The 11,318-nt window shown below is 70.3% G+C and carries 10 protein-coding genes; all 10 read left to right on the forward strand.

Annotated features, from left to right (window positions below; translation table 11 throughout):
- The first annotated feature begins 176 nt into the window (after positions 1–176).
- Positions 177–1,661, forward strand: coding sequence for an FGGY family carbohydrate kinase (locus Q6348_RS08205; RefSeq protein WP_304600811.1), 1,485 nt, complete (start codon positions 177–179; stop codon positions 1,659–1,661).
- A gap of 26 nt (positions 1,662–1,687) precedes the next feature.
- Positions 1,688–2,497: an SDR family NAD(P)-dependent oxidoreductase gene (locus Q6348_RS08210; protein ID WP_304600812.1), complete on the forward strand. Its 810-nt coding sequence runs from the start codon at positions 1,688–1,690 to the stop codon at positions 2,495–2,497.
- 38 nt (positions 2,498–2,535) lie between these two features.
- The gene (locus Q6348_RS08215) at positions 2,536–3,546 is read left to right on the forward strand and encodes an ABC transporter permease (RefSeq protein ID WP_304600813.1); all 1,011 of its coding nucleotides are present in this window, start codon (positions 2,536–2,538) and stop codon (positions 3,544–3,546) included.
- A gap of 61 nt (positions 3,547–3,607) precedes the next feature.
- Positions 3,608–4,600, forward strand: a complete 993-nt coding sequence (locus Q6348_RS08220) for a substrate-binding domain-containing protein (protein ID WP_304600814.1) — start codon at positions 3,608–3,610, stop codon at positions 4,598–4,600.
- A gap of 78 nt (positions 4,601–4,678) precedes the next feature.
- Positions 4,679–6,166, forward strand: a complete 1,488-nt coding sequence (locus Q6348_RS08225; RefSeq protein WP_304600815.1) for a sugar ABC transporter ATP-binding protein — start codon at positions 4,679–4,681, stop codon at positions 6,164–6,166.
- A gap of 63 nt (positions 6,167–6,229) precedes the next feature.
- The gene (locus Q6348_RS08230) at positions 6,230–6,997 is read left to right on the forward strand and encodes an SDR family oxidoreductase (protein ID WP_304600816.1); all 768 of its coding nucleotides are present in this window, start codon (positions 6,230–6,232) and stop codon (positions 6,995–6,997) included.
- A gap of 44 nt (positions 6,998–7,041) precedes the next feature.
- Positions 7,042–7,956: a transketolase gene (locus Q6348_RS08235; protein ID WP_304600817.1), complete on the forward strand. Its 915-nt coding sequence runs from the start codon at positions 7,042–7,044 to the stop codon at positions 7,954–7,956.
- Complete coding sequence (locus Q6348_RS08240; RefSeq protein ID WP_304600818.1) at positions 7,956–8,915, forward strand: transketolase family protein; 960 nt, start codon at positions 7,956–7,958, stop codon at positions 8,913–8,915. The genes Q6348_RS08235 and Q6348_RS08240 overlap by 1 nt, the downstream gene beginning before the upstream one ends.
- 128 nt (positions 8,916–9,043) lie before the next feature.
- Positions 9,044–10,069, forward strand: coding sequence for a sugar-binding transcriptional regulator (locus Q6348_RS08245; protein ID WP_304600819.1), 1,026 nt, complete (start codon positions 9,044–9,046; stop codon positions 10,067–10,069).
- Between the two features lie 212 nt (positions 10,070–10,281).
- Positions 10,282–11,318, forward strand: a 1,037-nt coding sequence (locus tag Q6348_RS08250) for an EAL domain-containing protein (protein ID WP_304600820.1), incomplete at its 3' end; no start/stop codon positions are given.

Raw genomic sequence — 11,318 nt, forward strand, 5'->3', positions numbered from 1 at the left:
TCTCGCGAGAAGTGAATATTCATGCGTGATCGAATCGTGACTTGACTGCGGGTGGCCATCGGGCGCATCGTGTGTCGCGCAAGCCATCCAGTAGTGAATGGAAATGCAATGGTGCAGGAGTCAACGGTGCGGCCGCCCGAGAGCGCTGCCGCTGCGCGCGGCGGGCGGTCGGCGGCGTGAGCGGGGTGCGCGGCGGGGTCGTGGTCGCGGTCGACCAGGGGACCAGCTCCACCAAGACCGTGGCGATGGACGGTTCCGGTCAGCTCGTGGCGCGGGCCACGACACCCGTCGGCCAGGCGAACCCCCGGCCCGGGTGGCTCGAGCAGGACCCCGAGGAGATCCTGGCCTCGGTGCTGGCGTCCGTCGCCGAGGTCGTGGCAGAGGTGGGCACCGACGTCGTCACCGTCGGCCTGAGCAACCAGCGCGAGTCCGCGCTCGTCTGGGAGACCGCCAGCGGGAGGCCACTGGGCCCGATGCTGGGCTGGCAGGACCGCCGCACCGTCCCGCGGGCTCAGGAGCTGGCTCGAGCAGGCGCCTCCGACGCGATCCGGCGGATCTCCGGTCTCCCGCTGGACCCGATGTTCTCGGCACTGAAGATCGAGTGGCTGCTCGACCAGGTGGACCCCGACCGTTCGCTCGCCGCGCGCGGTGCGATCACGGTCGGGACGCTCGACGCATGGCTCCTGTCCCGCCTCACCGGCGAACGGCGGATCGAGGCGGGCAACGCGAGCCGGACGCAGCTGCTCGACGTGGCGACCGCGAGTTGGAGCGAGGAGCTCGCAGCGCTCTTCCGCATCCCGATGGCTGCGCTCCCGCCGATCGTAGACTCCGACGCGGTCTCACGACCGGTGGCGGAGTCCTGGGGCGATCTTGCCGGGCTCTCCTTCTCCGGGGTCCTCGGTGACTCGCACGCCGCCCTCTTCGCGCACGGCGTCCGGGAGCCCGGCCTCGTCAAGGTGACCTACGGCACGGGTTCGTCGGTGATGGGGCTGAGCGCCGGCTCGGTGGCCGAGGCCACGGGCATGGTGGAGACCCTCGGCTGGCAGCGTGCGGGCGTCCCGGCGCGAGCCTTCGAAGGCAACATCCTCTCGGTCGGCTCGACGCTGCTCTGGGTCGCGGACATGCTCGGATGCACGACCGAAGAGCTCGACCGGCTGGCTCGGTCCGTGCCGGACAACGGCGGCGTGTACCTGGTGCCCGCGTTCTCCGGTCTCGGCGCCCCCTGGTGGGACGAAGCGGCCTCTTCGGTCATGGTGGGCTTCGGCCCGGGGAACGGGCGTGCGCACGTGGCGCGGGGCGCGTTCGAGTCGATCCCGTTGCAGATCGAGGACGTCCTCGAGCGGGCCGACCAGGCCTCGGGCGTGCGCGTGGCGACGGTCCTCACCGACGGCGGGCCGACCCGCAACGACTGGCTCATGCAGATGCAGGCCGACCTCAGCAACCGTCAGGTGCAGAGGTCGGACGTCGCCGAGCTCTCCGTCTCGGGTGCCGCCCACCTCGCCGGCCTCTCCGTCGGCTGGTGGAGCGAGGCCGACGTGGCAGCGATGCCGCGGCAGCGGACGCAGTTCGAGCCCGCGCCCGACGCGGGGCGGTCCCGCGCAGCGATCAGGGGCGGTTGGGCGGATGCCCTCCGTCGTGCACGAGTGAGCCGGTCGGCGTGATGTCGCCGCGGCTCGAAGGAGGATCAATGAGTACAGATGTCGTCTCGTCCATCTTCGCCGGGGCGTTCACCGGCCGCCGCGTGGCGATCGTCGGCGCGGGCCGAGGCATCGGGCGTGCCGTCGCCGAGGCGTTCGCGGTGTCTGGTGCTGCCGTGCACATGGTCGACCACGCCGAGATGGTCCATGAGGCGGCGGCCGAGCTCGCTGCGACCGGTGCCGAGGCGACCTCCGCGGTCGCCGACGTGACCGTCGAGGGCGATGTCGTCCGCGTGTTCGCGGATCTCGCCGACCGGTGGGGCGCGCTCGACGTGCTCGTCAACAACGCCGGGGTCATCAGGATCGACGACCTGGCGCACACCACGACGGAGGACTTCGCGCGGGTGCTGGCGGTCAACACCACCGGGCAGTTCGTGGCATCGCGCGAGGCATACCCCCTGCTGAAGGCGAACGGCGGCGGCGTCATCCTCAACGCCGCGTCGGGCCAGGCGCGCCAGGGGTTCATCTACACCCCCTCGTACGCCGCGTCGAAGTTCGGCGTCGTGGGTCTCACCCAGTCCCTGGCCAAGGAGCTCGCGAAGGACAACATCCGCGTGAACGCCTACTGCCCCGGGATCGTCCCCACCGAGATGTGGGAGTACAACGACCGCGAGTGGGGCAAGCGGCTCGGCGACTACAAGCCGGGTGAGCTCATGCAGGAATGGATCGACGACATTCCCCTCGGCCGAGGCGCGACCAGCAGCGATATTGCGAACGCGCTTCTCTTCCTCGCCTCCGACGCCGGGTCCTACATCACGGGCCAGGCGCTCAACATCGACGGTGGCATGTTCATGAACTGAGCCGCGCAGCGGTTCGGTACGACCAACGGAGTTCATTCATGGCACAGACCCTTGCTGGGACGTCGGCGGCGCCCGGCGCCCCGACCAGACCAGGAAACCCGTGGGTGGCCCGGGCCCGAGCGGCATTCACCGGAACCGGTGGAGCGCTCCTCGGCCTGATCGTCATCGTCGTCGTGTTCTCGCTGGCCTCGCCCTACTTCTTCACGGGCCGGAACCTGCTCAACATCGTCGACCAGATCACGGTGCTGGGCATCCTGGCGATCGGCGGTACCGCGGTCATCATCACCGGGGGCATCGATCTCTCGGTCGGTTCGGTGCTCGCCCTGTCGACGATGGTCCTCGGCTACCTCGCACACGACGGTGGCCAGCCGATGTGGGTCGCGATGATCGTCTCCGTGCTGGTCGGCGCGGCCGCCGGCGCCCTCAACGGCATCGCCATCACGTTGGCCAAGCTGCCGCCGTTCATTGCGACACTCGCGATGATGTCGATCGCTCGCGGCCTGGCGAACCTGATCACCAACGGGCAGCAGATCATCGGCTACCCGGTCTGGTTCGACGACCTGTCGTCGAACCGGATGGCAGGGTTCCTGTCGGTGACGGTCATAGTCCTGATCGTTCTCTACGTCGCCGGCTGGGCGTTCCTGCGATACCGCTCCACCGGCCGCGCCCTCTATGCGATCGGCGGGAGCGACGAGGTCGCCCGGCTCGCAGGCATCAACGTCAAGCGGATCACCGCGCTGGTGTACGTCGCCGCCGGGGCGCTGGCGGCGGTCGCCGGCATCGTGCTGGCCTCGCGCCTCGACTCCTCGCAGCCGACCGCCGGCACCGGCTACGAGCTCGATGTGATCGCCGCCGTGGTCATCGGAGGCGCGAGCCTCACCGGTGGCGTCGGGCGGCTCACGGGGACCCTCGTCGGCGTCCTGATCATCGGCGTGCTCCGCAACGGCCTCAACCTGCTGGGCGTGTCGCCGTTCCTTCAGTCAATCATGATCGGCGTGGTTATCGCGGGCGCCGTCATGGCAGATGTCTTGCGCCGACGCAAGGCTTGACCCAACCCATTCGAACAACTTCTTCCCGAGTGGTTCCGCACAGTTCAAAGGAGAATGGCAAATGCGAAAGTTCACAGCCCTGGTCGTGACCGCGTTGGCGGCCGCGCTCAGCCTAACGGCCTGCAGCTCCGGCGGCGGTACCGGCGACGCCGCAAGCTCGTCGGACACGGCGTCCGAGTCCTCGTCCGCCGGCGGTGACGGCGGTGGGCTGACGATCGGTCTCGCCGTGGCCAACCTCCAGGCCGACTTCTTCAACCAGATCCGTACCTCGGTCGAGGCCGCCGGCAAGGACCAGGGGATCACCATCGTGACCGCCGACGCCGGCGGCGACGCCGACAAGCAGGTCAACCAGATCCAGGACTTCATCACCCAGGGAGTCGACGCGATCATCTACATCCCGGCGGGCGCCACCGCAGCGAGCGTGCCGGTGCGCGACGCGCATGCGGCGGGTATCCCGGTCGTGACCGTCGACCGCAACCCCGACGGTGAGCCCGGCGACACCTTCATCGCCACGGACTCCGTCTCCGCCGCCAAGGCGCTCGGTGAGTGGGTCGTCCAGCAGACCGGTGGCAAGGGCAACCTCGGTGTGATCCAGGGCCAGATCGGTACGACCCCGGAGGAGGCCCGTGACCAGGGCTTCAAGGAGGGCATCGCCGGGTCGGACATCGTCGAGGTGGCGCGTCAGGCGTCGAAGCAGTGGCACCAGGACGAGGGCTTCAACATCGCGCAGGACATGCTGCAGGCCCACCCCGACATCAACATCATCTTCGGCCGGGCCGACGCGCTCGCCCTGGGCGCCGCGCAGGCCGCCCGGGCAGGCAACTTCACCAACATCCTGATCGTCGGCTTCGACGGTGACCCGGCCGGTCTCCAGGCGGTCAAGGACGGCACGCTCGCCGCGACGATCACGCAGCCCACGCAGGCGATGGGCCGGCTGGCTGTCGACAGCGCGGTGAAGCTCATCAACGGCGAGACCCTTCCCGCCGAGCAGCTCCAGGACGGCGTCCTGACCACCAAGGACAACGTCGACCAGTACCTCGCCCAGCACCCGTGAGGCACGGCCTGGCGGGGCGGCGACACCGCCCCGCCAGGCGCGGCACGACCGACACCCGCAGCGCGTGGAGGCAGCACCATGACCACCAGTGACGACGGCCTCGTCGTACGAGGCGTGACCAAGCAGTACCCCGGGACCCGGGCCCTCCACGACGTCGACGTCCACGTGGGCCCCGGCGAGTGCGTCGCCCTGCTCGGCGAGAACGGGGCGGGCAAGTCCACCCTCGCCGGGATCATCGCGGGCATCACGCAGCCCACCGAGGGCACGATGCTCTGGCACGGCGAGCCCTTCGCGCCCGCGTCGCCGTCGGACTCGATCGCCGCAGGCGTCGGCCTGATCCACCAGGAGATGCGCCTGCTCCCCGATCTGTCGGTGGCCGAGAACGTCCTCGTCGGCCGCTGGCCGACGCGGTCCGGCGGATGGGTCAGCCGCGGCCAGATGCGCGCTCGAGCCCAGGAGAAGCTCGAGCAGCTCGGATTCACCCAGAGCATGGACGTGCCGGTCCGCACCCTGAGCGTGGCGGGCCAGCAGCAGGTCGAGATCGCCAAGGCCCTGATGCTGGACGCCAAGCTGCTGATCCTGGACGAGCCGACGGCAGCCCTCGGTGCCCATGAGACCGAGGCGCTCTTCGAGCGCATCCACCTTCTCAAGGCCGACGGCGTCTCGTTCATCTACGTCAGCCACCGCCTCGCGGAGATCCGGCAGATCGCTGATCGGATCGTGGTGCTGCGTGACGGCGAGAAGGTCGCCGAGCACGCCACGGCGGACGTCCCGCAGGACCAGCTGATCAAGGAGATGGTGGGCCGTTCGGTCGACCGGCTCTTCCCCGAGGTGCGCCCGCCGGCCGACCGCGTCGTGCTGGAGGTCGAGAGCCTCTCCTCGCCCACCGGTCGTTTCCGGGACATCTCCTTCGAGGTCCGCGCGGGCGAGGTCTTCGGCATCGCCGGAATCGTCGGCGCCGGACGCACGGAGCTCGTGCGCGCCATCACGGGAGCCGACCCGAGCCACGGCACGGTCCGCGTGGATGGCGCCGAGGTGCGCAGGCACTCGGTCCAGGGAGCGATCAAGGCCGGGATGGTGATGATCCCCGAAGACCGCAAGGGCCAGGGGGTCATCGTCCCCGACACCATCCAGGACAACGTCGTAATCGCCAACCTCGACCGGATCGCGCCCGGGGGTTGGCTCGCACCCAGGAAGGCCCGCCAGACGGCCGCGCACGCGGTGGAGCGGTTCGGCGTCAAGGGCAAGCCCGAGCACCTCGTCTCGTCCCTGTCCGGAGGCAACCAGCAGAAGGTGGTCCTGGCCAAGTGGCTCGAGCGGGGCCCGAAGGTCGTCATCCTCGACGAGCCCACCCGTGGGATCGACGTCGGTGCGCGGGCCTCGATCTACGACGTGATCACCGAGCTCTCGCGTGCTGGTGTGGCCATCGTCGTCGTCAGCTCGGACCTCGACGAGGTCCTCGGGCTCTCGCACCGCGTGATGGTGCTGAGCCGCGGGACCGACCGGGGCGTCCTCGAGCGTGACGAGGCAGAGGCTGCCCGCGTGATCGAGCTCGCCACCACCTGACCTCGCAACCCACAGAACCCACCGTGGCCCGCGCGTCGCGGCCACTGACGAAGGAGTAGGACCATGGCAGGCACGAGCTTCAGGCTGGACGGCGACGTCGCGCTCGTCACCGGCGGAGCGAGCGGCATCGGGCAGGCGATCGCCCTGGGGATCGCGGAAGCGGGCGGGAAGGTCGCCGTCGCCGATCTCGCGAACGCCGACTTCGAGTCGACCCTCGGGCAGATCGCGTCGATCGGCGGATCGGCCATCGCGGTGCCGGTCGACGTGACGGACAAGGCGCAGCTCGTCGCAGCGGTCGAGAAGACCGAGGCCGAGCTCGGCGCCCTCACCCTGGCCGTGAACTCGGCGGGCATCGCGAACGCCGCTCCCGCCCTCGAGATGAGCCAGGAGCAGTGGCAGCAGGTCTACGACGTCGACGTCACGGGCGTGTTCCTCAGCTGTCAGGTCGAGGGTGCGGCCATGCTGCGCCACGGCCGTGGGTCGATCGTGAACATCGCCTCGATGTCCGGGACGATCGTCAACCGCGGACTGCTCCAGGTGCACTACAACAGCGCGAAGGCGGCGGTCCAGCACCTGACGAAGTCCCTCGCGATGGAGTGGGCTCGTGAGGGCGTCAGGGTGAACTCCATCAGCCCCGGCTACACCGCGACGCCCATGAACACGCGACCCGAGGTCGCCGATCAGGCGATCCAGTTCGCAGCCGACACGCCGCTCGGCCGGATGGCCGCACCGGCCGAGATCGCGGGCCCGACGGTCTTCCTGCTGTCGCCCGCTGCCAGCTTCTGCACAGGTGTCGACCTGCTCGTCGACGGCGGCTTCTGCTGCTGGTGAGCGACGGCGACGTGCGACCCACATCCGATACGAAGGAGACGACCATGCCAACCGAGGAGGACCTGGTTCCCCGGGTCGACCCAGAGGCCGTACCGAGCGACACCCTCACCGTCCTCGGTCGGGTGCCGGCCGGTGCGACACGAGAGGAGGCGGTCGCGCACCTGAGAGAGGCTGCCCGCCTCGTGCGCCGCCGCGACATCCAGATGATCCGCGCCTCAGGGCTGGGACACGTCGGTGGCGAGTTCTCGGTGATCGACATCCTCATCACGCTGTACCTCGACGCGATGAACATGTCTCCCGAGCTCCTCGGCGACCCGGACCGCGACCGGTTCATCCTGTCCAAGGGGCACGCGGCGGCGGCGCTGTACACCACTCTCGCGATCGCCGGCTTCCTGCCACCCGAGCAGCTGGGCACCTTCATGCAGCCGCTGTCGCAGCTCAACGGCCACCCGGCACGCACGAAGATCGCCGCCGTCGAGGCATCGACCGGTCCCCTCGGACACGGTCTTCCGGTCGCCGTCGGCACCGCCTTCGCGGGCCAGCTCGACGGGTCGCCACGGCGCACCTTCGTAGTCACCGGTGACGGAGAGCTGCAGGAGGGCTCGAACTGGGAGGCCCTGATGACCGCCGGTAACCACCGGCTGTCGCACTTGTGCGTGGTCGTGGACCGCAACCGGCTCCAGCAGGGTGCCCGGGTGGCGGACACCAACGACCTCGAGCCCCTCGCGGACAAGCTCCGCGCGTTCAACCTGGAGGTGGTCGAGGTCGACGGCCACGACCACGGCGCCCTCCTGGACGTGTTCGCGAACGTCCCGGCAGCCTCGGGCAAGCCGACCGCGGTGATCGCGCACACCATCAAGGGCCACCCGATCTCGTTCATGTCCGACAACGTCGCCTGGCACCACAAGGTGCCGTCCGCCGAGCAGGTGGCGCAGGCGCTCGCCGAGCTGGAGGCCTGATGCCCACCACGACTGAAGCTGTGAGCAAGACCGTGCTGCACGACTGCCGCGACACCTGGGTTGCGACCTTGGTCGAGCTGGCCGAGACGGACGAGCGGATCGTCGCCGTGGTCAACGACTCCGTCGGGTCCTCGAAGCTCGGTCCGTTCCAGGAGAGGTTCCCGGAGCGCCTCGTCAACGTCGGGATCGCCGAGCAGGACATGGTGGGTGTCGGCGCCGGTCTGGCCAACGGCGGGAAGGTGCCGTTCGTGTCCGCCGCCGCGTGCTTCCTCACCGCTCGCGCCATGGAGCAGATCAAGGTCGACGCGGCCTACTCGCAGCACCACCTGGTGCTGGTCGGGCAGTCGCCTGGGATGGCCTATGGAGAGCTCGGCCCGACGCACCACTCGATCGAGGACCTGGCCTGGATGCGCGCCATCCCCGGACTGACCGTCGTGGTGCCGTGCGACCCGACGGAGACCGCGCAGGTGATCCGGTGGGCCGCCGCGCACGACGGCCCCGTCTACGTCCGGGTGTCCCGGATGGGTGTGCCGGACATCGTGCCGGACGGCTACACGTTCGCGCCCGGTCGGGCGCTCACGCTGCGCGAGGGCAAGGACGTCACCCTCGTCGCCACGGGCACGACGGTGGTCCGCGCCGTCGCGGCCGGCGAGCTGCTGGCCGCTGCCGGGGTCGACGCGCGCGTGCTACACATGCCGACGGTGAAGCCGTTGGACGAGGACGCGCTTCTCGCAGCCGCCGCCGAGACGGCCGGGATCGTGACGGTCGAAGAGGCCCTGACGTCCGGGCTCGGCGGAGCCGTCGCGGAGCTCCTGGTGCGTCGCCGCCCTGCTCCGATGCGGTTCGTCGGGGTGCCGGACACGTTCGCGTCGACGGGCTCGGTGGAGTGGCTGCTCGATCACTTCGGGATCAGCCCGGACGGGATCGCTGCCGCTGCGCAGGACCTTCTGTCGAAGTGACGCTCGGTGCGTGGTCGGGCGGTGTGCCTCCTCTTCGCCGCCCGACCACGGCCATGACGTCCGATCGGCGTGTAGGGGCTGCTAGCATCCGGCCCAGCGCATTTCGATACCTTGGCGGGGAGGTATTCATGGCTGAGACGGGCACGGCTCGGCCAGGGCCCCAGCCTCGGATGTCGGGCGACGCCATGCGGCTCGCGGTCAAGGTCGCTCGCATGTACCACGAGCGCCACATGCGGCAGACCGACATCGCGGCCGAGCTGCACATCTCCCAGCCGCGTGTCTCGCGTCTGCTGAAGCGCGCCGAGGAAGCCGGGATCATCGTGACGACCGTCGCGGTCCCCGCAGGTGTCCACACTGACCTCGAGGACGAGATCGAGCTGCTGTACGGGCTCGACGAGGTGGTCGTGGTGGACGTCGGTGGATCCGAGCAGGACGTCCTGGCGGCCCTGGGCGCCGGAACCGCCGCCTATCTCGAGAGCACCCTGATCGGCGACGACACGGTCGGCGTCGCCTCGTGGTCGGCGACGCTGATCGCCGCCGTCGACCGCATGCGGCCCGCTCGGGGGACAGTCGTCGATGCTGTCGTCCAGCTGGTCGGCGGGGTCGGGGCGCCGCGGGTCCAGCTCCAGGCGACCCAGCTCCTGGGCCGGTTCGCGGCCGCGACCGGAGCTTCCCCGGTCTTCGTCTCGGCTCCGGGCCTCCTCGGCAGCGCGTCCGCGCGCCAGGCTCTCATGGCCGACCCGACACTGGCCGATGTCGCGGCACTCTGGGCCCGGCTCACCACGGTCATCGTCGGGATCGGATCGCTCGAGCCGTCCGCACTGCTTCGGGAGAGCGGGAATGCGCTCCCAGAGGCGGACCAGGAGACGTTGCTCAAGGCGGGCGCCGTGGGTGACATCTGCCACAGGTTCTTCGACGGGCGCGGCGAGCTCGTGGAGTCAGCAGTCAACGATCGCGTCGTCGGTATCGAACCGGATCAGCTCCGCCGGGTCCCGCGCCGAATCGGTGTCGCCGGCGGCGCGCGCAAGCACACGGCCATCCGTGCGGCTCTGCTGGGCGGTTGGATCAACGTGTTGATCACAGACCTCGACGAGGCGAATCGCCTCGTCGAGTATGCGCGGGTCGCGGTAGGTCGCGACACACAGGCCGGCTAGTCGCGGAACTTTCAGGTGGGCGAGGCCTGTCGAGGGCCGGCACGCGATCTCGCCGAGGGCGACTGGGAGGGCGTCGGTTGGGGGTGCGGACGTCGACAGCGGGCCGGGCAGGGTTGTGTGGCGGGCGTTCGCCCCTCCCGTGCGCGCCTCCGTGGACCCTCGTAGGCTCGCGGGCGGAGCGGCCGACGGCTCGCGACCCTGGGGGTGGTGGTGTGGCCGGATCGGTGGACGACGCGTTCGACCGGGCGCTGACCGGTCGGGACGTGCGGGTGGTCTTCCAGCCCATCGTCGCGCTGCACTCGGGCGAGGTCGTCGGGGTCGAGGCGTTCGCGCGCGGCCCGGAGGGCACGATCCTGGAACATCCCGGACCCTTGTTCGGTGCGGCCCGGAGGGCGGGGCGCCTCGCCGAGCTCGACTGGGTGGCACGTGCTGCGGCCTTCGAGGCATTCACGCGTGCGGACCTGCCAGCAGCGATGTCCCTGTGCGTGAACGTGGAGCCGGAGTCGCTGGGCAGCCCGTGCCCGCCCGACCTGGTCGAGCCCGTCTCCCGCGCCGAGTCGCTGCTGCGGGTGTTCGTGGAGGTCACCGACCAGGCGCTGGCGGCCGACCCGGCGGGTCTCGTGGTGGCGGTGGACCGGGCCAGGAGCTCGGGGTGGGGCGTCGCGGTCGGCGGGCTCGGTGCGGTGCGCACCTCGCTCGCTGCCCTGCCCGTGGTGGGAGCCGACCTGGTCAAGGTCGACATGTCCCTGTTCCGCCGACGGGACCGGGCAGAGGTGTCCGCGATCACCCTCAGCGTGCTGCGGCACGTGGAGACCAGTGGTGCGGCCCTGCTGATCCAGGGCGTCGAGGACACGGCGGACGCCGAGTGGGCCCGGGCCCTGGGCGCGACCTACGCACAGGGGTACTTCTTCGGGCGACCAGGCCCGCTGGACGGTGAGTACCCGGTGCCGCGTGAGCCCATCCCGCTGATGAGGATGGCGAGCTCCGAGGAGCTCCCTCGTTCGGTGTTCGAGGTGGTCAGCGACCTCGGAACGACGCGCGTGACGCGTACCCAGCTGGACGAGCTGGCCCAGGTCGTCTACCGCGCGGCGTTGACACCCGGTGCCGCGCCGGTGGTGCTCGCCTCGCCGGGCGTGGGGACGGTCATCCCCGACGAGCGGCTGGCCGACTACCCGACGCCGCCGACGCCCCCGCTGCTGTCGGTGCTGTTCGGGCCGGACGTCGACGACGAGCCGTTCGAGGGCATGCG

This window comes from Actinotalea lenta (assembly GCF_030586465.1).
In the GTDB taxonomy this organism is placed as follows: domain Bacteria; phylum Actinomycetota; class Actinomycetes; order Actinomycetales; family Cellulomonadaceae; genus Actinotalea; species Actinotalea lenta.

What these genes read in the sequence shown, in the direction of transcription:
- Q6348_RS08210 (WP_304600812.1), top strand. Translation starts at nt 1,688, where the DNA reads ATGAGTACAGATGTCGTCTCGTCCATCTTCGCCGGGGCGTTCACCGGC.
- Q6348_RS08215 (WP_304600813.1), top strand. Translation starts at nt 2,536, where the DNA reads ATGGCACAGACCCTTGCTGGGACGTCGGCGGCGCCCGGCGCCCCGACC.
- Q6348_RS08220 (WP_304600814.1), top strand. Translation starts at nt 3,608, where the DNA reads ATGCGAAAGTTCACAGCCCTGGTCGTGACCGCGTTGGCGGCCGCGCTC.
- Q6348_RS08225 (WP_304600815.1), top strand. Translation starts at nt 4,679, where the DNA reads ATGACCACCAGTGACGACGGCCTCGTCGTACGAGGCGTGACCAAGCAG.
- Q6348_RS08230 (WP_304600816.1), top strand. Translation starts at nt 6,230, where the DNA reads ATGGCAGGCACGAGCTTCAGGCTGGACGGCGACGTCGCGCTCGTCACC.
- Q6348_RS08235 (WP_304600817.1), top strand. Translation starts at nt 7,042, where the DNA reads ATGCCAACCGAGGAGGACCTGGTTCCCCGGGTCGACCCAGAGGCCGTA.
- Q6348_RS08240 (WP_304600818.1), top strand. Translation starts at nt 7,956, where the DNA reads ATGCCCACCACGACTGAAGCTGTGAGCAAGACCGTGCTGCACGACTGC.
- Q6348_RS08245 (WP_304600819.1), top strand. Translation starts at nt 9,044, where the DNA reads ATGGCTGAGACGGGCACGGCTCGGCCAGGGCCCCAGCCTCGGATGTCG.